This window comes from Neglectibacter timonensis, from assembly GCF_900048895.1.
GTDB classification, from domain to species: domain Bacteria; phylum Bacillota; class Clostridia; order Oscillospirales; family Acutalibacteraceae; genus Acutalibacter; species Acutalibacter timonensis.
This window is the reverse complement of the sequence record NZ_LT160635.1, coordinates 102,930-126,435: the sequence shown is the minus strand read 5'-3', so window position 1 is coordinate 126,435 and position 23,506 is coordinate 102,930. Positions and strand designations below refer to the sequence as shown.

The 23,506-nt window shown below is 56.6% G+C and carries 17 protein-coding genes and 1 riboswitch; of the genes, 4 read left to right on the top strand and 13 right to left on the bottom strand.

What is annotated here, in order from left to right:
* Positions 1-25: 25 nt before the first annotated feature.
* The 3 genes from BN3911_RS01195 to BN3911_RS01185 form a co-directional block, all read right to left on the bottom strand.
* Positions 26-514, bottom strand: a complete 489-nt coding sequence (locus BN3911_RS01195) for a GNAT family N-acetyltransferase (RefSeq protein ID WP_242871052.1) — start codon at positions 512-514, stop codon at positions 26-28.
* A gap of 32 nt (positions 515-546) precedes the next feature.
* A complete protein-coding gene (locus BN3911_RS01190; RefSeq protein WP_066860197.1) occupies positions 547-1,338 on the bottom strand; it encodes a class I SAM-dependent methyltransferase in 792 nt (263 codons plus the stop codon).
* Between the two features lie 311 nt (positions 1,339-1,649).
* A complete protein-coding gene (locus tag BN3911_RS01185; protein WP_082942001.1) occupies positions 1,650-2,414 on the bottom strand; it encodes a MerR family transcriptional regulator in 765 nt (254 codons plus the stop codon).
* Between the two features lie 337 nt (positions 2,415-2,751).
* Here BN3911_RS01185 and BN3911_RS01180 point away from each other — a divergent pair, with 337 nt between their 5' ends.
* Positions 2,752-3,846: a uroporphyrinogen decarboxylase family protein gene (locus tag BN3911_RS01180; RefSeq protein WP_066860547.1), complete on the top strand. Its 1,095-nt coding sequence runs from the start codon at positions 2,752-2,754 to the stop codon at positions 3,844-3,846.
* A gap of 467 nt (positions 3,847-4,313) precedes the next feature.
* Here BN3911_RS01180 and BN3911_RS01175 read toward each other — a convergent pair whose 3' ends face one another.
* From BN3911_RS01175 to BN3911_RS01140, 8 genes are all read right to left on the bottom strand, one after another.
* Positions 4,314-5,111, bottom strand: a complete 798-nt coding sequence (locus tag BN3911_RS01175) for an ABC transporter permease subunit (RefSeq protein WP_066860194.1) — start codon at positions 5,109-5,111, stop codon at positions 4,314-4,316.
* Positions 5,108-5,995, bottom strand: a complete 888-nt coding sequence (locus tag BN3911_RS01170) for an ABC transporter ATP-binding protein (RefSeq protein WP_066860191.1) — start codon at positions 5,993-5,995, stop codon at positions 5,108-5,110. The genes BN3911_RS01175 and BN3911_RS01170 overlap by 4 nt, the downstream gene beginning before the upstream one ends.
* Positions 5,992-6,672, bottom strand: coding sequence for a TetR/AcrR family transcriptional regulator (locus BN3911_RS01165; RefSeq protein ID WP_066860187.1), 681 nt, complete (start codon positions 6,670-6,672; stop codon positions 5,992-5,994). Before BN3911_RS01165 ends, BN3911_RS01170 begins: the two co-directional genes overlap by 4 nt.
* 242 nt (positions 6,673-6,914) lie before the next feature.
* Positions 6,915-8,282, bottom strand: a complete 1,368-nt coding sequence (locus tag BN3911_RS01160) for an NCS2 family permease (protein ID WP_066860544.1) — start codon at positions 8,280-8,282, stop codon at positions 6,915-6,917.
* A 421-nt stretch (positions 8,283-8,703) separates the two neighbouring features.
* On the bottom strand, positions 8,704-9,093 hold the full coding sequence (locus BN3911_RS01155) for a MerR family transcriptional regulator (protein ID WP_066860184.1): 390 nt from the start codon (positions 9,091-9,093) through the stop codon (positions 8,704-8,706).
* 276 nt (positions 9,094-9,369) lie between these two features.
* Positions 9,370-10,023, bottom strand: a complete 654-nt coding sequence (locus tag BN3911_RS01150) for a hypothetical protein (protein WP_066860180.1) — start codon at positions 10,021-10,023, stop codon at positions 9,370-9,372.
* A gap of 246 nt (positions 10,024-10,269) precedes the next feature.
* Entirely contained in the window at positions 10,270-11,844 is a 1,575-nt protein-coding gene (locus BN3911_RS01145; protein WP_066860178.1) for an S-layer homology domain-containing protein, read from the bottom strand.
* 373 nt (positions 11,845-12,217) lie between these two features.
* On the bottom strand, positions 12,218-13,282 hold the full coding sequence (locus tag BN3911_RS01140; RefSeq protein ID WP_147578476.1) for a sigma-E factor regulatory protein RseB domain-containing protein: 1,065 nt from the start codon (positions 13,280-13,282) through the stop codon (positions 12,218-12,220).
* A gap of 252 nt (positions 13,283-13,534) precedes the next feature.
* Here BN3911_RS01140 and BN3911_RS01135 point away from each other — a divergent pair, with 252 nt between their 5' ends.
* The 3 genes from BN3911_RS01135 to BN3911_RS01125 are packed head-to-tail and all read left to right on the top strand — an operon-like array spanning position 13,535 to position 14,773.
* Positions 13,535-13,894, top strand: a complete 360-nt coding sequence (locus BN3911_RS01135) for a PadR family transcriptional regulator (RefSeq protein ID WP_066860172.1) — start codon at positions 13,535-13,537, stop codon at positions 13,892-13,894.
* Positions 13,881-14,303, top strand: coding sequence for an HAAS signaling domain-containing protein (locus tag BN3911_RS01130; protein ID WP_066860168.1), 423 nt, complete (start codon positions 13,881-13,883; stop codon positions 14,301-14,303). The genes BN3911_RS01135 and BN3911_RS01130 overlap by 14 nt, the downstream gene beginning before the upstream one ends.
* Before the next feature lie 14 nt (positions 14,304-14,317).
* Positions 14,318-14,773 carry a hypothetical protein gene (locus tag BN3911_RS01125; RefSeq protein ID WP_066860166.1) on the top strand — a complete coding sequence of 152 codons (456 nt, stop codon included), beginning with the start codon at positions 14,318-14,320 and terminating at the stop codon, positions 14,771-14,773.
* A 398-nt stretch (positions 14,774-15,171) separates the two neighbouring features.
* On the opposite strand, the gene BN3911_RS01120 is transcribed toward BN3911_RS01125, so the two are convergent.
* Together BN3911_RS01120 and BN3911_RS01110 are read right to left on the bottom strand one after the other, a co-directional pair.
* The gene (locus tag BN3911_RS01120; RefSeq protein WP_066860163.1) at positions 15,172-21,363 is read right to left on the bottom strand and encodes an S-layer homology domain-containing protein; all 6,192 of its coding nucleotides are present in this window, start codon (positions 21,361-21,363) and stop codon (positions 15,172-15,174) included.
* A gap of 326 nt (positions 21,364-21,689) precedes the next feature.
* A riboswitch (cyclic di-GMP riboswitch) is annotated at positions 21,690-21,777 on the bottom strand.
* A gap of 386 nt (positions 21,778-22,163) precedes the next feature.
* Positions 22,164-23,207, bottom strand: coding sequence for a sugar-transfer associated ATP-grasp domain-containing protein (locus BN3911_RS01110; protein WP_066860158.1), 1,044 nt, complete (start codon positions 23,205-23,207; stop codon positions 22,164-22,166).
* Between the last annotated feature and the right edge of the window lie 299 nt (positions 23,208-23,506).

The window sequence follows — 23,506 nt, the reverse complement described above, 5'->3', positions numbered from 1 at the left end:
TTTCTCCCGGCCGCGCCGGACAGCTTTAGCCCGGCCCGATTTTCTTCATCGCAAAATTCGTCATCTCCACGCCCCGGCAGCGGACTGTCTGCTCCCTTTCCACCCGGTAGCCCCTCTTTTCAAAAAAGGGCTTTGCCGTCAGCGACGCGTGCACCCGTATCGCTTCTGCGCCCAGGCCGAAGGCCTCCTTTTCCAGCGCCTCCGCCAGAGCAGAAGCCACGCCCCGGCGCTGGAAGTCCTTCCCCACGTAAAGGCGGTCCAGATAATCCGGTGGGGCCAGGTCTGCAAAACCGGCGATTCTTCCCTCCGCCTCAGCCACCAGCGCCACATGGGCCCGCAGGCTCCGATCCCAGGCCCCGGTGTCCAGCTGTTCCGGCGGCGGCGCCCAGGCATCCCGCTGCTCCCGCGTATATTCCCCCGCGCAGACCTCCCGCACTGTCTCATGAAAGAGCCGCAGCAGCTCCGGCAGATCTTCGCTGCGGTAGGCCCGCAGCGTGATTTCCTTCATCATCATCCTTACCGCCCCTTTCCCGGCAGGCAGCCAAATCACACCCTGCGTTTCAGCACCGTGATTGCCGCATAATGGAGAATCTGGAATTCCTCCGGCGCGCAGGCCGCCAGCAGCGCCCTGTGTTCCCGTTCAAACCCGGCGATCTCCTCCCCGCTCAGGGACGCGCCGATTCCCCGGCAAGCCTTGATCCGGCCGTTCCAGCTTTCCCGGGTAAAGGGGACCTGCAGATCAAAGACCTGGCTGCTCTCCGCCTCAAAATACTGTTCATAGACCTGGGGCACGAAAATTTCGTGCCGTGTCTCTCCGCCGCCCGACCAGGAGGGATTGTACCGCAGCACCAGCTTTTCACTGGCAGCCGCTATGGTGTCCTCCCCGGGAAGCCAGGCCATGTACAGCAGCGCCAGCCTCCCGTCAGGTTTCAGCATCCTGCTGAGCCTGGGCGCCAGCACCTGGTGGTTGAAGTAGAAAAAACACTGGCAGGCGGTCGCCACGTCAAAGGAACCGTCTGGATATCTGCATTCCTCCGCAGCAACGCATTCGTAAGCAATATCCATACCGCCCGCAGCGGACAGCGCCCTGGCCTGCCCGATCTGTTGGGGGGAAATATCCGTACCCACGAACTCCGCGCCGTACCGGTACAGATTGCGGGGCAGCACCCCTGTACCCGTGCCCAGATCCAGCACCCTCTGCCCTTTGACGCACAGGCCGGCTCCAACAATCCTTTGGTAAAACTCCTCCGGATAGATATCCCGATATTTGGCATACTCCTGGGAAGCCCGTCCCCAGTCAAAAAACCTGCCGCCGTCAATTTCCGCGTTCTCCGGCATGGCCCACCCTCCTGTTCTCTTGTGTCTCCCTCCCGGGAAACGCATTCCCGATTTTACGGGTTTCTGTCCAGTATAAAGCAACCCGGCGGAAAAGTACAGGGCCGGAAGAAAAATATCTTCCGGCCCCCCGCAGGCGCTGCGTAAACCGATTGCACGGCCTATGTGCCGTATTTCAGGCATACCGTAAAAACCCGAAAAACACTGCCGTACTCGCAACGCCAAAAGGATGATAAGTTTTTTACGCAGAAAGGTTCAAAAGCCGTCCGCAGAATGCACAGTAAGCCTTTGGGTATCCGTTAACCAGCGGCCGCTCAAAGGGAAGCCGCATGCGCCTTCAGTGCCTCCGACACATAGTCAGCCAGCCCGGGGCGGATTTTGTCGAAATAGGCGCGGAACCTCTGGTCCGCCGCGTACATCTCCCCCAGCCCGGAAAGGATCTCCGGCGTGCATAGGTAAAACCGCCGGCTGAGATATGCCTGCAGCTCGCCGGCCGGCCCCCTTGCCCCTGCCGGCTCCGGGCTCTGGTCCATGCAGTCCGCAAACCGCCGGAAAATCCCCTCCATCTCTTCCTGAATTTCCGTCCAGTCCCCATCCTTGTAAGCGGCAGTCCTGCGCTGGGATTCCCGGTAAGCCTCAGTATCCCCCCAGCGTTCCCGCGCCTCCTCCGCGTAGGCGTCGCGCCGCGCTTCGTATTCCTTCTTGTCAAAAGCCTCAAAATTCATGTTCCGTTCTCCTTTCATCAAGTTTTCCACCAGCCTGATCAACCCGGAAAGCCGCTCCCGCTTCAGTTCCAACAGGGACTTCTGTCTTTCCAGCGCACTGTTCCGGCCGGTCTCCGCCGCTTCCAGCAGAGGCATTATTTCTTTGAGGGGAAATTCCAGTTCCCGGAACAGCAGGATCTGCTGCAGCCGGAGGAGCTCCCGCTCCCCATAGAGCCGGTAGCCGGCCTGGGTCACTTCGGCAGGCCGCAGCAGGCCGATCTCATCATAGTAGTGGAGCGTGCGCACGCTCACACCGCTAAGCCGGGCCGTCTCCTTCACGGTCAGCAGCAGCTCTCTGTTCCTGTCTTCCTCCATGGAAATCCTCCTTCTTTCCGGTACCGTGGTTCTATCCTACTCCCTCACGCGGCGTGAGGGTCAAGAGGGAAACTTCATTTTTTTGCAAAATTTTTTCCCCCACTTTTTATGGGGCCGTGCGCCTGCGCTTTTTCCCGCCTATCATAGCAGTCCGCTTCCCATCCCCCAAGATCATTTGGGAATTTTAAAAAATGCCCTGGCACGATCCCGCGAGATCCGCTATAATGGCAGCAAGAACCCCCTTGGCCGGGAATTGCGGAAGGGGACGGAAGGCTGGAAAAAGAAAGGGCCGCCGCAGTGCACGGCGGTCCGTTTACAGAGAGGATGCGATCTCAAAATGACAACCGGAATCTCTTCAGAATTTGACAGGCCCCTGACCAGGGAAGAAATGGCGGGGGTGATCGAAGGAAAGGGCCGTGCCCGCAGGGTCCCCATTGCCGTGCAGCATTGGGCCGATCCCTCTGTCTTTGGGGAAAAGGCTCCCCTGATCCGGGAAATTCTGGACTCCTGCCCCTGCGATTTCACCAGGATTGATTTCAAAATCCCCGATGTTTTTCAGGCTCCAAAGGACGCCCCCTCCTACCGGTGGATGAACGTGGACAATTTTTTCCCCGAGAACACCTCGCTGGATGCCGTTACAGCCCTGCAGTGGGACCAGCTGGACGCGGTGCTGGCGGATTTTCCCGACCCTGGTTACCCAGGCCTGATTCCCGGAAACGTTCCGCCGGACGACGGGACCTACCGGGTGGGGCTCTGGTGGTACTGGCTGTTTGAACGGCTCTGGTCCCTGCGGGGCATGGAAAACGCGCTGTGCGATTTCTACGAGTCCCCCGACAAGGTGCACCGGCTGTTCCGGGCCCTGACAGATTTTTACAAGGTCATGCTCCGGCGCGGAAGGGAGGAGCTCCGCTTGGACGCCGTCTGGACCAGCGACGACATCGGCACCCAGAAAGGGCCCTTTTTCTCTCTGGAAATCTTCCGGGAATTTTTCAAGCCCTATTACAGGGAGCTCATCGAGTACGCCCATCAGCTGGGCATGCATTTCTGGCTGCACGCCTGCGGAAACATCGAAATGATGATCCCGGACCTCATTGAAATTGGTCTGGACGTGCTGCACCCCATCCAGAAATATACCATGCAGGAAAGGGAAATCGCGGAAAAATTCGGCGGGCAGCTCTGCTTCTGGGCCGGGTTCGACGTGCAGCAGATCATCCCCTACGGCACGCCGGAGGAGGTACGGGAAGAGGTGCGGTTTATGATTGACACCTACTACCGTCCCGAAGGACGGCTCATTTTGGCGGCGGGCAACAACATGACCCCCGACACGCCGCCGGAAAGCCTTCGCGCCCTGCTGGACGAAGCCCTGCGCTACGGCACGGAGAAATGCAAAGGGCAGCAGGCGTTCCACCCATACTCTGAAGCCGGGATGTAACGCTTCCTGATCACTTCGCGGCGGCAGAGCACGGAGGCAGAACCACCTCATCAGCCGCCTCCGGCGAAGATCTCTGAACAAAGTGAGGAGATCTTTTTGGCAGACTTCCCCTCAAGGGGAAGCCTTTGAACTGTGCCTTCCCCTCGAGGGAAGAGGGGAAACAGATTCCCTGCGGGAATCTGCCGGATGAGGTGGAAAGTCCCATTCTTTCATCCGCAGCGGCAGAGTAAGGAGGCAGAACCACCTCATCAGCCGCCTCCGGCGAAGATCTCTGAACAAAGTGAAGAGATGTTTTTGACAGACTTCCCCTCAAGGGGAAGTCTGTGGTCGGCGCTGGACGCGTGCCACCGGCACGCGTCCAGCGCCCTTAGCCCTTTCTCCAGCCCGGAAGCCGAAGGCGCGAGGGCTGGAGCATAAGGTTCTTTGCCAAGCTTTCTGCGAAAGAAAGCGGATTGGGGCTGGGGAGCTCAGGCAGGGATGTCCCGGCGGCAGAATACGGCGATTCCCACTCCATACAGCGCCAGCCCCCCAGTATATAGGAGAAGGAAGCTCCACACTGCCGAAGGCTCTCCGCCAATCAATCCCTGGGGATCGAAAAGGGTCAGCGGTGTGGCATATTTCAGCCATTCAAATTTTTCTCCTACCCGGGAGAGCATCTGCAGCAGCACAAAGGCAATGCAGGCCCCGGCGCCCACGCCCGTGGCAAGCCTGGGTTCGCTCCACAGGCAGGCAGTGCAGAAGCACAGCCCGGAAAGGAACAGGTAGAGCCCGAACAACCCTGCGTTCAGCAGGAGAAAGGCCCCGCAGTCCAGCTCCCCCGGAAACAGTGCCGCGCTTAAGCCCAGAAGCAGGCCGGTCATGTACAAAGTCAGGCAGAACAGCAGCAAAACCATGACAAAAGCCTGGGTCAGGGCAAGTTTGCTGCGGCGGTTGGGCGTGGCCAGCAGAAAGGCGATGGAACCCCGGTCCAGGTAGCGGGTCAAAAGCCGGTTCGCCAGCAGGATGAGGAACACCATGGGGAATACAACCAGCAGAAACCCGTAGAGATAGTTGGACAGGAACTCCGTGAGCGTGGCTCCGGACTGGTTCATGCCGAAGGCGGAGAACAGGTCCGGCATGGAATCCGCCATAGCCTTCAGGCTCTCCCCCAGCTTGGGGTCAAACATGCTGGTGATCATCCCCCCGTATAGGGTGAGCACTGCGAGAAACAGCGCCAGCAGCTTTCCGTTTATCTTCAGTTCCCTTTTCAGCAGCGTGCCGCTCATTTCGCCGCCTCCTCTCCGTAATAGCTTAGGAACAGCTCTTCCAGGGTCTGGCTGCGGGTGGAAAGATCCCGCACCTCATAGCCTGCCAAAGCCTTGACCAGCCTGTCGGCGCTGCCGGAAAGCGGCAGTTCCACCTCTGTGCCCCTGGGGACAGCCTCCGGGAACGTCCCGGCAAAACGGGCAGCCTCCTCTTCCCGGGCAAAGGAGATGCAAAAGGTCTTGGACCGGCTGGCCCGCAGCCGCTCCATATCCTCCACAGCGGCCAGCCTGCCTTTCCGCAGAATGGCGGCACGGCCGCAGGTGCGTTCGGTCTCCTCGAACACATGGGAGGAAAGGAGGATGGTCTTGCCCCTGGCCCGCTCTTCCAGCAGCAGCTCAACAAACCGGTTCTGCATCAGGGGGTCCAGCCCGCTGGTGGGTTCGTCCAGCAGCAGGAGCTCCGGATCCTGCAGGAAGGCGCAGACAATCCCCAGCTTTTGTTTGGTCCCCTTGGACATTTTGGAAATCCTTCCGGTTAAATCCAGCTCAAACCGTTCGGAAAGTTCCTTTGCCCTGCCCAGGTCCTTCCTCCCTTTCATTCCGGCCTGGAACCGGAGGAACTCTTCTCCCCGCATGCCGTCGGGAAAGGCGATCTCCCCCGGCAGGTAGCCCAGATGCTTCTGGATTTCCGCCGCCTGCCGGAAGCAGTCCATTCCCAGAATGCGGGCCTCGCCGGAATCCGGGTGCAGGAAGCCCATCAAATGGCGCAGCGTGGTGGTCTTGCCCGCCCCGTTGGGGCCCAGGAAGCCCAGGGTTTCGCCCCGGCCCACGGAAAAGCTCACCCCGAAAATTCCCCGGCCCCGGCCATAGTCCTTCGTCAGGCCCTTGACCTCGATCACGTTCATTCTGTATCCGCCCCTTTCTCCTGGGCCGGCTCTTCCGGCTTTCCGCCGGGGGCCCCGCCCGTTTCCTCTTCCCTGTAAACCATCCTCCGGAATATTTGAGACCAGCGGCGGAATTCCTCCATCACCGTTCCGGAGTCCACCGGGATTCCCCTCTGCCGGGCCTCGTGCATGTACCCGTCCGTCATCCAGGTGAGCATGCGGAACAGGTAGGCCGGGTCCGCACCCTCCCGGAATTTAGAAAAGTCGATATGGCTGAAATAGTCCGGAAACGCAGAGCCCACCTTCTGCTGGTAAGAGGCGGCCACCGCCTGGGAAACCTCCTCCTGGGAGGAGTAGAAGGAGCGGACCGTAAAGTCCAGCAGATAGGGGTTTTGCTCCAGAATCCCCGTCTTTGCCCGCGCCCCTTTTTCCAGCATCTCAAAGAAATCTGTCTCCTCCCGCAGGTTGGCCTCTTGGGCAGCCCTGCGCACCGCCTCGTTTGCATACTCCAGCAGATAGAGATACAGCTCCTTCTTGTTGTGGAAATAGTAGAACAGCAGCCCCTTGGAGATTCCCGCCTTAGCGGCGATGTCGTCTGTGGACGCCTTTTTGTATTCGTGCTTTGCGAACGCCTCCAGCGCCGCGTTGAGAATCCTCTGCCGTTTTTCCTCCGGCAGCGCAAAAAAAGCCTCGTTCATGTATGCAGCCCCTTCCGACCAAACCGGTCAAGCTCATTCGGTCAATGCCATTATAAAGGATTGACTCAGATTTACAAGGCCCCGTTCCGCCTTTTCCCGCGTCCAGCAAGCCTGAAAAATCTCATACAAAATTTTTGGCCGCCAGTGCCGGCCGGCCCGCTTTCCCCGCAGAAAAAAAACTGCCGCGGCGGCTGCCGCGACAGTTGAGAAAGCAATGATTTCCCCTTCAGGGGTGAGCCGCCTTATACATGCAGCACCAGGGTGATGATGCGCAGGACAAAGAGGCCGAAGGACACCCACATGACAGGATGGATTTCCTTGATTTTGCCGGTGCAGACCTTGAGGATGACCCAGGCCACGATGCCGAACATGATGCCGTTGGCAATGGAATAGGAGAAGGGCATCATGATCAGGGCCACAAAGCCGCCCAGCACGTCGGCGATATCGCCGTCGAACTTCATCTTCAGCACGGATTTCATCATCAGCAGGCCAACAAACACCAACGCAGGGGTGGTGGCAAAGCTGGGGATGGCCAGGAAGATGGGAGAGAGGAACAGGGCCAGAATGAACATGCCGGCGGTGGAAAGAGCCGTCAGGCCGGTACGGCCGCCCTCGGCCACGCCCGCGGTGGATTCCACATAGCTGGTGACGGTGGAGGTGCCCAGGCAGGCGCCCGCCACGGTGCCCACAGCGTCGCTCATCAGGGCAGCGCCCACCTTGGGGAGCTTGCCGTCCTTGGTGAGCAGGCCGCCCTGGTCGGCCACGCCGATCAAAGTGCCCACAGTATCAAAGAGATCTACAAACAGGAATGCAAACACGATGACCACGAAATTCATCACGTTTTTGGCGATAAAGCTGAAATCAAACTGGAAGAACGTGGGGGCAAGGGAGGGGGGCAGAATGCCGCTGCTGAAATTGGGGATCAGCGAGTAGACGCCGGCTTCCGGATTCACCACATACCATCCGGTCAGCTCGGCGATAATGCCCAGCACCCAGGTGATCAGGATGCCCCACAGAATGGCGCCCTTTACCTTAAAATGCCACATGATGCCGATGATCAGAAGGCCCACAAAGGCCAGCACCACCGCGGGGCTGGAAACGTCGCCCAGCGCCACCAGGGTGGAGGGGTCGGCAATGATGATTCCTGCGCCCTTCAGGCCCACAATGGCGATAAACAGGCCGATACCGGCGGAAATGCCGAACTTCAGGTTGGCCGGTACGGAATTCACCAGGGTTTCCCGGAATTTGAACAGGGAAAGCAGAATGAAGATGATGCCCTCCACCAGAATCGCCGTCAGGGCGATTTTCCAGGGATCGGTGATGCCCATCTCCTGGAGCTGCGGGCAGACCGTGTAGGCAAAGTAGGCGTTCAGGCCCATGCCGGAAGCCAGCGCCACCGGATAGTTGGCGAACACGCCCATGATAATGGTGGCAAATGCCGCCGAAACTGCCGTGGCGGTAAACACCGCGCCCTGGTCCATACCCGCAGCGGAAAGGATGCTGGGGTTCACCGCCAGGATGTACGCCATGGACAGGAAGGTGGTAATGCCGGCAATAATTTCGGTGCGGACGTTCGTGCCGTGCTCCTTCAGCTTGAAGAATTTTTCCAAAACAGTCACACTCCTGAAAAAAATAAAATTGACCCCTACTTTCTCCAACACTCGCCAAAGTGAAACAAAATAGGGGTTCCTGCAACAGAATTCAGTATAACAATTTCTTTATAGAAAATCAATACTTTCGTCACATTTTATTCATAATAAATTTCAGGACCAAAACTCCCCTCCAGGCCGGAGAAAGGCAAGGACGCCCCTAGGCTTCCCCTTGAGGGGAAGCTGCCGCCGCAGGCGGCTGATGAGGTGGAACGTCCCTCTTCCACCCCAGCGGCAGAACAGGGAACGGAATATCTTCGAACTGCGTATGCCATTTTTTCTTCGGGCCGGAAGAAGCCCGGTACCTTCCGCAGGAAAGTCGGGCGTTGCGGAGTGGAAACTGTTCTTCCCGAAGACGGCCGAGCGGAGGCGAGGTCATCTTTTACCCAGCCTGTTTATTGAGCTCCTTCTTCCGCTCTTCAATAAACCCGGAATACCATTTGATCTTCCCCTCGATTTTGCACAGGTGCCGCTGCAGCACGCCGATTTCCTCCAGCACGTGCTCCCGGTGGTCGGTAAAGATTTTGAGGCGTTCGTCCAGGGTATCGTCCCCCGCGTCCACCAGCTCAAAATAGCGCTTGATGTCCTTCAGCGGCATGCCGGTGCTCTTTAAGCACATGGCCATTTCCAGCTGGGACATATTCTCCTCCGTATACGCCCGAATCCCGCTTTCCGTGCGCTCCGGCGTGATGATGCCCTCCTTCTCATAAAACCGCAGCGTGTGGGGCTCCACCCCGAAACGGCTGGCTGCCTGTGAGATGCTGTATGTCATGTAGTTACCATTCCTTCCGCCTGGAGAAGCCGGGCCCGCAGCGCCCCGCCTCCCCTTCATTATAGTTTGAGTCAAGTTTAACAGCGCAGAATCCCTTTGTCAAGCAGAAGCGCCGCCAAACCTGCCGGAAAAGACACGTTCCTCCCCATCATGGGACAGCCGTTTTTTCCTCCGCGCCGGATTCCCTTTCGCTTCAAAAGCGAGAAAATGCCCGCAGAACGCCCGCCTGATAAAAGCGCAGCTGTTCTGCAGGCATTTCAGCCGGGCCCGCGGGCCTCAGTCAATTCTTTCGCCGTCCCGCAAGAAGAAGATCGTTTCTGTACCGTTGGAATACTCCACTGTAACGGCCCTGTCCAGCCCATTTCTATGGATTTCCTCCGGGCTGGGATAATAGGGCCTTGTGGATACGATCCTCCTCCCACGGGCCGGAACCTCCAGGACCCCAGGATTCTGAGGCAGGTTATCCGCTGAGAAATCAAACAGCTCCTGGCCTTTGCTCTCCCAAAACGGCAGTTCCCCCTTTGATTCGATCAATCCATTGAAAAAGTCCGTTATCGTGCCGATCCGGATAAAGTCCGAACCGGAATCCCCCGCGTAGAGGTAGGACGCTGTGCGGCTTTCCCTTTGGTTGATGACAATATCGTAACCCATAAAATACCCCACCGTCACTACGCTGTCCATGAGTCCCAAATTGTAAGGGACCCAACTTCTGGTTTTCAGGATAAATTTGAGATCATTCATCCGGTAATCTCCCGCCTGAAACAGCACAAAACCGTCTGTGACGGATTGGATTTTGACATAGTCCTCCGGCAAGGGATAAGTCTTCTGGAGTTCTAAAAGGGACGCCTTGTCCGGCGGACTCAGCTTTGACATCCCCCATTCCGGGCCGCTCTGAAACAATTCCATGATCTGTTCTATGTTCCGGGCCATTCACTCCACCTCGATCACTGGGCCGCAGGGTCCGCGGCCTCCATCTCTCACAGAAAGCAAGAACTTCCTTCCATCCCTCCAACGACGGCCTGTTTCCCGCCTGATGAATCGATCTTCCCACTTCAAATCCGACCCGACAGCGGGGTGGGGTCCCTTTTGGAGCAGCCCCGCCCCGCTGCCTGTTTACGAGCTTTTTCTTCCCCTTCCCGCCGGATGGAAAGCAAAATCACGTTTCGTCCATCAAATTCAGTCCTTCACCGCCCGCACCGCGTATTCCCCATATTCACGAAAACCCTCCGGAAGCGCGTAGGGACGGCTCCCCGTGATATCGTAGTAAAATTTGTAATGGGGCATGTAATAGTACGCGGTAATCATATTGTCGTACTCCAATTTATAGCCGAGGACGTCCTGGCTCTTTATACCCTTCTCTTCTTCCAGCTGCTTCAGCGCCTCGTTGTAGGGGAGCAGGACGTAATCCCCCGCATATTCCATCGCGTCAGGCGCCGTGACGCCCACTGCTGTGGAGTCATCTGTCTCCACAGACAGAAACATGGGGGCCAGCGCCCGGTTGAACGCGGCCTGTCCCGCGTCCTCGCAGTCCTGGTAAATATAGAATAACTTTCTGGAGCCGTCCCCGCTAAAAGTATAATCCTGCCTGGAAGCGAACGCCGGATTGTCTATCCCCGCATACCTGCATGCCTCTGCAAGAAACACATTTTCCGCAAGCAGCGTTTTCAGCTCCTCCGTTCCCATTTCCTTGACACCCGGGAGCTTCAGGCCCAAGGTCATGCCGCGTGCCATTGCCGAAACTTTAAACTCTGGAAAGTCACAGGAAAAGCTCGGGGTATCGCTCTCGTTCCACAGATAGCTGTTGGGGGTCAAGCCCGCCTCCACCAAATCTCCGCGGCCCACCGCGGTCAGGAAATCCTCCACCCGTTTCCGGTAGCCTGCCTTCATTTCCTCCGTCGTCTCATATTCGTCGGAGGGATACTTATCCCGGTACACGGGCAGGCCGGTGATGCCCTCCGGGGCCTCGGTCAGAAAATCCGTGCCCACGCCCTTCAGCTCGTCCAAATCCTTGCAGAGATACGCATTGAGCTTCCACATGTCCCTGCCCGCGCCGCTCCAGCCGATCTCCTCCGGCAGCGGCGTGCCCACCGGGTACAGCACCTTTGTGCTTTCCAGAACCCTTGCGGACGCGTACAGCATGCAGGCGGCCTCTGCGCGGCTGACGGCCCGGTTCGGGCGGAGCGTCCCGTCTGGATATCCCTGCAAGATTCCGTTGGACGCGGCCCAGTCAACCGCGTCGGCCGCCCATGGAGAGACCTGTCCCGCGTCCTTGAATTTCTTTCCGGCATCCACTGTGCAGACGATCCTGTTGCCCGTCCTCTGGGCATAGCGGTAAAGCATCACCGCCGTCTCTTCCCGGGTGACCGGCCTGTCCGGCCGGAACCGGTTATTTCCCTCTCCGTTCGCAACGCCTGACGTAACGGCCCACTTGACGGGCTCCGCATACCAGCGCGCCTGGTCCACATCCGTGAATCCGGACGCCCCGGCCCAGTCCTCCTGTCTGTACCCTGCGGTATTTCTCGCCAGTACCTGGGCAAGCATGGCGCGGCTCATGGAGGAATCCGGATGGAACTTTCCGTCTCCCCCGCCCAGGAACAGTTCGTTTTCCTCTGCGTACCCCACCGCCGGGGCATACCAAGCTGTCTCCGGTACGTCGGAAAACCGCCCGGACGCCAATGCCGGCGAAGCCAACGCGAATACCAGGACGCCCGAAAGCAGGACCGCCAGCGCTTTGTTCCTTCCCTTTTTCATTGCTTTCCTCCTCTCCGCCTCAAATGTCTCATTGCGGCTGTGCTTCTATGCCAAAGGCGCACGCATGCGCCCACCTCCCGAAAAGTAGCCGGAGCTATACGGGGTTACAATTTCGCACGGGAATTTATTATAAATTTTCCTAAATTTTTTTAACATAAATTTCTATAATTCAACTATAGTACCATTTCATGGATAAGTCAACCGCAATCTCACATGCCATAGCCGGGCAGGCGGAATGCAGTATTGCAGTCTGATATTCCAATGAAAGGAGCGGCTTTTCCCTTACGAAAGGCCGCTCTGCTCAATTCCTCTATTCCGTCCAGATGCCGTACAAACCACGCCGCCCTTTGCGCCGTATGCCTGTCAAATTCATTCAGAATTCGCAACCCAGCGCCAAAAAAGTTTCGTCTGTCACCGGCGCGTTTACCGTGATGCTGGTGGTCGTCAGGGATTCGGACAAATTGCCGTCCGCATCGTAATGTTCCGATTTTATAAGAATTCCGGTTTCTCTGTCCACCCACAGCTTAAACTCTGCCGTGTGGCGTTTTTCAGAATAGAAACCGGACAATTCGCCTTCCAGCACAAGACAGTTTCTGCCTGCAACCGCTTCTTCCCCTGTGATATCCCAGGTATCAAAATTTCTCAAATACCCGATAGCCAGTTCCTGGGGATCGATGCTCTCACGGCAGTACCCTAAGCCGTTCAGGTTTTCCCGGTAGTAATAGGTGTTGATTCCCTCTTCATCCGTGGTCACGCGGGATCCCGCACGAATCAGGGAGACAAAATCACAGGCCTCTTTTTCCTCCACATCGATCTGTGCGGTGCGGAGAACCTTCTCAGTCTCCTCTGTTCCCCGTGTCAACACATTTGCCGCAACCTCCTTCTCTGTTTTGGTCTGCCCGTCGAAGTAGGCCGTTATCTTTTTTGGCTCAGCCTCTGACGCGGCTTCGCCGCTCAGTAAGCTTGCGGAATCCGGTTCATACAGAATACTTTCAAAAGATTTCCTGTCCTCTCCAGATCTCACGCAATAGGTTGCTGTGTAGTTGAGATTGGAAAACGCCTGACTGAACTCGAAGCTTCCCTGCAGCGTGTCGTAAAAGTCAATCGTATTGAGCATTCTGTCATAAATATATTCTTTATTTGCAGCGGTATTGGAAACTGAATTACTTCTCGTCTGTACCAGAGTCAGGTCTGTAGGCCGGAGATCGTCCTCTGTGAATCCAAAAGAGGCAAACATGGTTTCCTTATTGGTATAGTCTATCCCTTGAGAATCCAAAACAACAGCCTGATCCGCTTCCTTGTTTGCGATTATTTTTTCTCTCTCGGCAGCGTCCAGATCTCCCAAATACGCCGCGTCCGTATCCGCAGAAGCCAAGGTCCCTGCAGCCACGCAAATCGCCAGCAGAATTCCGGTAAGCAGTGCAATTTTCTTTTTCATGTTGTTCCCTCTCTTCCTGGCTTTCCAATTTTTTTGCACGTATTTTTTGCCGCTGTCCGCGCTTTCATGCTCCCATCCGAACCACTTTTCTCGCAATTTTGCTGGATGTTCTCCATAATTTCCTTTATACTGTGTATAATATCATTATCCATTTGACAAATCAACCATTATTTACTTATAAATTTACATATTTACAAAATTTTTAAAAAATGCTATGATAAGGCAGTAATATTACGGAGTGTGCACACAATTATGGCAAACGGTGAACCTACAAAAAAGGTATCGGTGGAACTCCTGTGCTTGTCTTTGCTACAGGAAAAGGACATGTACGGGTATGAGATGTCTCAGGAAATTTTCAGGCGGAGCGGCGGGCTCCTTTCCATGGCGGAAGCGGCAATTTATATGTCGATGTACCGGCTGGTGAAACGGGGCGTGGTCACGGACCGGCGGGAACTTTCAGGAGACGTCAAGTCCCGTGTGCGCGTTTATTATCATCTGACGGAATCCGGAATGGAATACTTTCAGGAAATTCTGGCGGATTATAAACGCTCTGCCCAGGGGATGCAGAATTTCTTTGCTTACCATACGGAGGACGACCATGAACGCAACTGAAAACCCCGCGGTTCAAAGCTACCTGAAAAAGGTGAGCTCTCTTTTGGAATGCCCGCGTCAGCGCAAGAAGGAAATACTGCGCGGCATTGAGCTTCTCATCGGGGAGCACCTGCATCCCGACGGTTCCGTCCGTTATGAGGAAATCGTCGCCGCAATCGGTACTCCGGAAGAAGTGGTGGAGGCTTACATCGGGACGGAGGACCCCGTCAAGCTGAGCCAAAGCCTGAAACGCAGAAAGCTCTTCTGGATTGCCGGTATCCTCATCGTCGTTTTGCTGGCCGTGATGGCCGCCCTGTACGCGTTTGACATTGCGGATAAAATCGCATATCGCGACGGCTATTTTGTGGAAACCATTGTTCCGGATTCCAGTATGGATCTGGACCCCGGCAGTGTCGTCGGGGTGTATTGAGAGGAGCACTTATCATGAAAAAAATTCTTTCCCTGCTTTTGTGCTGTTCGCTTTTGTTTGCAGTGGCCACTCTCCCTGCCTCCGCCAAGGCTGTTCCGGAAACGCCGGAGACCAGGACCGTGGAGTACCTGCCGGACGGCAGTTATTTTGTCACAGAGCTGACCCGGGAGAATTCCCTGCTGCGCTCCAGCCAGGGAGGCTCCAAAACCTCGACCTATTACAATAGCAATGATGTGGCGATCTTTGCGGTCACCGTACACGGTTCCTTCACCTATTCCTATGGGGTGAGTTCCTCCGCCACTTCCGCTTCCTGCACGGTCACCACCTATTCCACCTCCGCCTCCTTTAACTCAAAGGACGCCTGGACCTCCGGCAAATCCGCCTATGGCTACGGCAGTGTGAGTTATAAAGGCACAAATACCGGCAGGACGGTCTCCATCTCCTGCGACAGTTACGGGAACCTCTCTTGAGATAAACATTCGCGGCGTCGGATATCCGGCGCCGTTTTTTTGTCCTGCCGGATGCCAAGAAGCCGGGGGGTGCCGGACTTCAGTCGGCAGCAAGAGAAAGGAACAACTGCGGTAAACGATTTCCGTCCGTTACAGGGCCCGGGCCGCGGAAAACATGCCGCCGCCCGGGAGAGTACCCTTTGGGAATTCAGCCTTACAGGGCCAGGACGTAACTACAGCCCTCGCCGGGAAGCCGTGCCGGATGAGGCGGCATGCACACAGCGGCCCGCATTCGCCCCAAAAGTCTTAACAGCAAAAACCGTCCCGCAGGATAACTCTCCTGCAGGACGGTTTTTATTGGAACAAGCAGGCGCGTTTTCCGTGCGCCGCTCTGAACGAAAAATCTGCGGTTCTTACACTTACGGGGCAACCGCAGCTACAGTCCAGCTGCCATTGCTCTCTGTGGCCTCGTAGCCCTCCGGCACATAATCGCTGGGGTTGGTGGAAAACGTGCCGCCAACGATTGTCATGCACCACTCCAGTTTCGATTGAGACTCATTCAGCGCTGCGGCTGCTTCCGTGTTACCGGTAAAGGAACCGCCTTGGACAAGGATATTGGCGTTGCTGGAATCCTGCTTGCCATCGTCCACCGAAGCATAAAGGCCATATCTCTCTCCGGTAAAGCTGCCGTCATTAATGGTCACATCGGTGTTTACCCCATTATTGGTAATCCAGACACCATAATAGGTGCCGCTTGTGTAGGTACCGCCGTTAATTGTTACAGTGCCGGAATTGATCCCCAAAGCGCCTTTAGCCCCCTCAACTGTAAGCGGCGATTCTGAATCGGATCTCAAAGTAGCTTCCCCGCTGTTGCAAATCACCGCATAAGCACCGCTACTATAATCGGTAAAGGTACCGCCATTTATAGTCAGTGTTCCATCACTGTAAACATTGGCATTTCCCTTATTCTCACCAGTGGCTGTCATGGAACACTGGTTCAGCGTCAGAGAGGAATTTACGCCAGGCCGGTTTTTGATTGATGCGCCGTTATCTAAACCTACATCTTTGAAAGTCACTTGATTAGCCTCGAGCGATCCATAGTTATCAATCAACCCGTACGCACCGGAGTTGATACCGGAAATCTTACCGCTGTTTCCATTGATGGTAAGATTTCCCTCATTTTGGATTAACCTTGTCCCGGACGCGTCAAGCGTCAGCGTCTTTCCGTTCAGGTCAAGGGTAATTTCAGCGCTCGCCGGAATAGTGACAATCTCGGTAAGCTTTGTGTCCTGCAGCAGTTTGATAGTATCGCCCGATTGGGCGGCCTCCACCGCGCTCGCAAGAGTGCGGAAGCACCGCTCGCCCACGCTTGCCACGGTGCCGGGGTCATCCGCCGTTCTCTTCTCTATTATCCACTTGCCGCCGCTTTCCTTGGCCGTAAGATCGTCCCGCACATACGCGCTGGGGTTCACAGAGAAGGTGCCGCCGGTGATAGTGAGGGAAGCAGGTGAGGTGATCGTAATCGGCCCCGTAAAGTCGCCGCCGGTGATTTTAAGTCCGCCTTCATACTCAGGGTAAGTATTGGTATCAATTTCCGCACGTATGACGTCCTTCACCCCGGAAAATGTTCCGCCGGAAACGTTGATATAACCGCCGGAGGAGAACACGTACAGCGCCCGTCCAGATTCCGACGTGTAAGTGCCGCCGGAGACATTCAAGGTACTGCCGCCGGAAACCGACAGAGTTGAACTGCAATGGTCAGAATAGTTTTTCTGGGTAAAGGTACAATCGGCCACGGTCGCCGTACCCAGCTTTGATTTTTCACCAAGCTTTGATTCGGTCACCTCGATGCCGCCCCCATAGCTGGAGTGAATCGTAACGCCGCTCAGGGTTGCTTCACCACCACACACCTTCACGTTCAGTCCATAGGGACGACTGTTTTCCAAGGTGACGCCGCTTACATTCAGAACGCCCTCCGCCTCTACGCGGAACGCGCCGTAAGCGCCGGAACCTTCCGCTGCCGTGGTTCCGCTTCCGACCGCAACGATTTTACCTCCGCCAGTAACATTCAGCGTACCGGAGATAATCTTGAACGCACGGTTATTGACATTCGCGCCATTGGTTACTGTATAGGTATGCCTAGCCAAATCAAGATTCAGAGTAACCCCGGCACGCTCCATTTCAACGCCGTCCTCTGCTACTGCGTCCTTGCACAGCTGAATGGTTTCCCCATCATGTGCGGCGTCAAACGCTGCCTGAAGCGTGGTAAAGAACCGCCCACCCACGCTTGCCACGTCGTTTTCATCGGGTTCCGTTTTTACTCCCACGGTATAGGTATCTTCAGTGTTTTTAACCACCTTGTAATCCTGGGCCACATACGCGCTGGGGTCCACGGAAAATGTGCCGCCGGTGATTTCCACGCTTGTGGGGAAGATTTCGTTTACGGTCGCGCTCACTTCGATCGGCCCTGTAAAGGTACCGCCGCTGATGTTCCAGTCAGGAGCCTGATACGGTGCGTCATCCCCGCCATCCACAGTCTTGATGTTTCCCGGAACGGCGTCCACCTGGAAAACATTTTTGGCTTTGCCTTCTGCTGTAAAGACACCGCCGGTGATGTTTACCGTCGCGCCGCTGTCCCAGCCGGAAAGAACCGACTGACCATCCTTGCAGGTAAATTCTCCGCCTGAGATATTGATGGTGGCGGAAGAACCAAAGCCAACGCAGCAGCTCACGAAGTCATAATATGTCTGTTGCGTGAAAGTACCTCCGTAGATGTTCAGCACGTCGCCTGCTCCGCCTTCAATGGCAAAGCAGCCTCCGGTGGTGGAAGTAATCTTTGCATCCCATACATTGATTGTGACGTTTTCTCCGGTGGCCTTAATGCCGCCCCAGTTTTGTACAGTATTGTTGTAATTACCGCCGAACTTACCCTCAGCACCGATATTCAGCGTACCGGCGTCCACCTTGAAGGAGCCGTTCTCTGAGTTAATTGCTCCGGTTCTGTCTGAGGAAGAATCCAGCACGGTCACTGTTTTCCCCGGCGCGTTCACAGTAAACGCCCGTGCGGAAAAGCCCGTTCCGTTGATGGTTTGGCCGTTGAGCTCCAGTGTGACAGACTTGGTTATAGTCACTGCCTCTGACAGCTCCACGTCCTTCAGCAGCTTGATGGTCTGGCCAGAGGAAGCGGCGGCCAGGGCCTGCTCAAACGTCTCATACTTGGCACTGCCGATGGAGGCTTCGGCGGTTTCCGGATCTTCCCCTACCTTGACCTGTACGACGGAGGCGTTGCCGCTTGCGTCGGAGACCTGAAGATAAAGGACAGCGCCCGGTGCGGCCGGAGTATAGGCGAAGGTAACGGGAGTATCGGCCTCAGAAAAAGTTTCTCCCGCAGTCCACGCACCTTCCGTGCTGCCTACCTGATAGCTGTACGTTCCAGCCTCGTTGGAGGTAAACGAAATCGTGTACTGAGCACCTGTCTCCTGCTTCTCCGCGGATACATCAGTGACGATGGGCGGAATGATGTCCTTTGTGCCCTGCTCCTTTTTGCCGTTGAAGATCTCCGTGGCCGCGTTCAAGGTTGTAAGCGCTTTCGCATTCACGCTCTGCGTTGCTGCCGACGTATTCTTTGCGGCAGCAATCGCGGCCGTGTAGGTTCCCTTATTCAATTCGGTGACCCACGACTGGCTGGGCAGGACGTCCTTGCCGTCTGCGGAAATGCTCACAGAGGCCGCGTTCAGCTCCGCCGCGTTGACGGCTGCCAGCAGGGCTGTGTCGTCCAGCGCCGCACCCTTCCGAACCGCTTTCTGGTACACGCTCATGGCGGCGTTCAGGTCCGTGATGGCTTTGGCCAGCACAGCGGAGTCGCCGCTGTCTTTCGCCGCTTCCGCAGCGCTGATGGCTGCTTCATACGCAGATTTTACTTCCTCTGTCACCCATGCTTTGCCGGGCTCCACTTCCGCGGCATCGGCAGCGGTCGTTTGAACCTTTGCGCCAGTTGCCGCGTTGATCAGCTCGCCAAGTGCGCTTTGCAGGGTTGCCGCTTCATCGAGCGTGCCCACCTTTTTCGCCGCGGTGTAAGCGTCCACGGCGGCGCGCAGGGCTTTCTCCTGCCCGGACACCGCAGAGGCGAGAGCATCTTTATTATCTGCGATTTCTTTTGCATGGCCCACTGCGGTAGTCAAATCAGCTTTTTCCTGCGCCGTCACAAAGACGATACCCTTCGCGACTTTCTCAGCAGAAAGGTCCTCAACCACCACGCCCTGCTGTACCTCCTCCGCCTTATCCAGCAGCTTTTTCAGCGCGGTCTTGTCCGCGGTAATGGCTGCAGTGGGGGCACTGGTGGCGGTTTCCGAACCTTCATAGTTGGAAATGGTTACGGTGACGGCCTTGCCGATCTGCTTGTCCGTCAGCACAAAGGTCTTTCCCTGTGCGCCGGCAATTACAGTTTCTCCGGCCTTCCACTCATAGGCCAGCGTGCCGGTGGCGTCGGCATTGGCCACAGCGGTAAGGGTCTGCCCCACATAGGGCTTGCCTTGAACGGCGGCCTCTTTCACCGCGACGGCGGCGGGAATGGTAACCGTGACGGCCTCGCTGGCCAGTTTGGTATCGGTGGCTTTGACGCGGACCTGGTAGGTCCCGGCATCCACTGAAATGCTTTCACTGTTGATCGGCTCCCAGTCTCCGGAAGCCCTGTATTCCATGGCGTTGGTCACCCCGGTGATCGTCCCTTTGCCGCCTGCCGCAGTGGGCGCGGCAAAGCGGACGGTTGTGGGCGGCGCGGCCTTTTCGGTTGCCACGCGCCCCGCATTGCCTTTGTCTTCCAGCTTCACCTGGCCGCTGCCGGTGTTGTTGACGGCGGAGACGGTGATCTCCTGGGCAATCTCGACGGTGCTGCTGGTGTTCGCCGTCACGTCGATCTGGCCCACGGTTCCCTGGCCGGCCATGGTCAGAGTGCCGCCGGCAGTCAGGGTGTTGACCGTCTTTCCCTCCCCCGCCAGCTTCAGCGTGGTACCGGGCTGGGTTTCGGCCTTGTTCACGCTGGCTTTCAGTTCCACCGTTCCGCTGGCCTTTACCGTGTCCACCACGCCGTCAGGCGCGGTAAGGCTGCCGCCGACGAGCTCCGCCGAGGCGATGCTCAGCGCCGTATTCTCCAACGGAATTTCTATGTTTGTACTTCCTGCGGCCAAGTTTTCCACCAAACCGCCGCCTGTCAAACTGAGGCTGGCGGCCGCTTTGGCGGCCAGCACGGCCACTGTGCCTTCGACCTTCAGCTTAGGCGCTGAGGCCGTGGCTGTAACCTGTTCCACCGTGCCGCTGATGGTGGTCTGCTCTCCCGTGGTGACGGCCAGAGTCACATTTTCGGCGGTGCTGCTGACGGTGGGGTTCACCGCTGCCGCCGTGCTCAGAGTCAGCTTTGCGCCGTCCGCCTGAATGCTGATAGTTTCGGATTTTCCGCGGACAATCACCTGCTTCTCCGTGGCGATCACCACGGGGGCGGGGTTCTCCTGCGTGTCGTTCACCGCGGCAGGTCCGGTTACGGTGATGTTGCCAGAAATGGGGGCCGTGTTATTGAAGGTGCTGTTGGACACGGCCTGAAGGTTGACGGAACCATTGACGGCCACGCCGTTTGTCACCGTAGCCCTGGGCGCGTTGATGGTCAGGGAGGAAACGGAGGCCGTTTCGCCCTTGATTTCGATCCGGGTTGCGCTGGTGGAATTGACCGTCAGGTTTCCCAGGCTGGCGTTGTTCAGGTCAAGCGTCAGGGTTTTGACGCTTGGGTTGCTGATGGCGATGTCGTCGTTTACCGTGATGCTGTTGTCAGTCTCCACGGTGGCGGTGACTGTGTCGGCCTCTTTCTGCGCCGCTTGGATAAACCCGGCGGCGGTGCCGGAGCTGGCGGAAGCGGATGTACCGCCGCCTCCTCCGCCCCCGCCGCCTCCGGAGGGCTCTTCCTCACCGGTTTCCAACAGCAGGGCCAGCCGCTGAATCACCGTTGCCGCCTCTGCGCGTGTCGCCAGCGATCCGGGGACAAAGCAGCCCTTCTCGTCTCCGTACACCAGGCCGTAGGTGCGGCAAAGCTCCACCGCTTCCACAGCGTAGTCTGCAATTTTGTCCGCATCCTTAAAAGCAGGGGCCGTTCCGGTCGCTTGGAAGGTCACGCCGTGCTCTTTCATGTAATAGGTCAGGTACCGTGCGATGAAGGCGGCCATTTCCTGACGGCTGACCTGCCGCTCTGGCGCGAACCTGTTGTCCCCCACACCCAGGACGATGCCCCGTTCCGCGGCCCAGGCCACCGCGCCGGAGTACCACATGCCCGAAGGCACGTCCTCAAAGGGGTTCGCCTGGTCATTTCCCTCCACGCCGTCCACCCGTGCAAGCACGGTTACGAACATACCGCGGGTCATAGGTTTGTCGGGCGAAAATTTTCCCACATCGGTGCCGTTGAAATACCCATGCTCCGCCACATAATCCACAGCGCCATAATACCATGCCTTGGGGGGAACATCGGTAAAATCCTTCGCCGACGCGGCAAGCGCCGATGGCATAAGCGATATCATCATACATAGGGTCAGTACGATGGCCCAAATCCTTTTCTGTACAGTCTTCCTCATATTGTCGATCCTCCCTTTTCCACGCCGGACCGCGTTTTCCTGCGGTTTTATTCCCGGCGCAGTAAATACTTTGCGTTTTTTATGCCGGAAAGCCTTGAGCCTCCGTTGAAAGCTCCTGCTCCCGTCCTCTCACCTTGTTCAAGCTGCAGACCCTGCCTTCGCCTGCTCCAGCCCGAAACTGCGCAGGCCATCCTGTCCGCGCCCCTGAATCCTCAGCCAGGCACGCAGTTCTTTTCATCCAACCACAACCTTTCTTCTATTCTTCTGAAAAATTCCCCTGAAAGCAAAAACAAACCGGAAGGAATTGCCCAACCCCCGCCGGTAAAAAATGCAACCAGACAGACATACCGCTTGGGCGGGTTAGTCTCACGGCTTTGCGACTCCGTCTTTCGACAGGGATTGCTAATGTATTCATTTTTTCTCATCAGCCTGAAACAGCTTTTCGCCTGAAAATCCGGCACCCTGTCAAGCATGATGTTTTTGTGCCTTGGGATCCCAAGGCACAAAAGGGGATGTACATCCCCTTTTGGCAGTCAATTCAGAAAAACTTAAATTTCCGATCAGTTAATTTTTTACTATTTTTATTATAGACCCTCTTCTGTGTGTAATCAAGCAGAATTCTTGTGCAATTGGTTTTATAGTGAAATCGCCCGCTGTCAGGTAAACTTTTTGTGAAAAAAGCATGCCATTCCAGCTTTTCATCCGCCTCTCAAAAAGAGCGCCCGGAAGCAGCATTTCTCTGCTTCCGGGCGCCTTTTCCTTCCATTGGCGGTCCATTGCCCTTGCCCACAGGCCGTAGCTCACAGCTCCGGCAGCATTTTCTTATAGTAGGGCCAGAGGCCGGTACGGTCCGGGGTATGCTCCGGCTGCTGCCAGAAGTCGTAGCCCGGATAGTCGTTGCCCTCCACAATGGCGGGGCCCTCCGGCGTGATGCACACGTCCCAGCCCACAAAGCGCATGCGGGGTTCCACCAGCGCCGCCTTCTTGCACAGCTCCACCGCCTCCTTGGCAAAGGGAATACGGTAGCCCGGCAGGCGGATGCCCGTTACAGGGTGCGCCTCCACCGTCTCCAGGGATGAGGTGTGCCCCACGGCGGTCAGCTCTCCGGTTTCCAGGTTCACGGGACAGAACATGCCCCCATTCTCCAGATTGTCCACAAATTTCCCGCCGTTGCCGATTTTGAGCACAGCGTACACACAGTTCGCTTTCCAGCCCCGGGCTTCGCTGCCGGTGAGCAGCGTAACCACCCGCATGGTATTCACACTGTTGGGGTAGAGCTTCGCCAGTGCCTCGTGCTGTTTCAGTTCTCCCTCCACAGTGCCGAACCGGCGTTCTTTCACATAGGTATACATGGCGTGCAGGTCCGTGAAGTCGGATTTCTGCAGCCTCTCGATGCCCTTGCCGCTTTCGCCCACGTCCGGCTTTGCAAAGAGCACCTCCCTGTTTTCCATAAACTCGCAGAAGGCTTTCTCATCGGTGTGCTCCACGATGAGAAAATCGCGTTTCAGGAACTCCTGAAACCTGGGGTAAAACAGGGTCTTCCGGTCGAAACCGTCCGCAGCGTCCGGGTCGTTGAGCAGGGTGATAAGCTTTTTGTTCTTGATGCGCGTCACATAGGTCTTTCTGTGCTTTCCATCCATATCATAGAAACCGAACATCACGTAATCGTGATAGCCCGCCCCATAGCGGGCGGCGCACCAGAGCATGTCAAAAAACAGGGAAACTCTGTTCCTGCCGCTTCGCTCCCGCGCCTTGTCCAGCGATTTTTTCAATTCGTCAATCCGCACGCCCCGCAGAATCCTGCCCACGTAGCCAAACAGATGAAAGCCTTTCTTTTCCGCCATTGTTCCGACCTCTCCTTTCCTGCTCCGGACCAGATTGCTCTTTCATCCGGACGCAGCCGCAAAGTTCAAATCAAATACAGGGCCTGGCTGAAAACAAGCCAAACCCCGATCCCTCATGTTCTGCTGTTCTTGCCGGACTATCGTACCATGAAACGACGAAAAATTCAATCGATCGGCAAAAAACTAGAAAATCCTTAAGAATTATCCCAGAAACAGGTAGTTTCCCAGAAAGGCTGCAGCCCACGCGGGCGGACAGCGGACTGCTATAAAAGTTTTTCCGGCTGCAATACCCCCGGTAC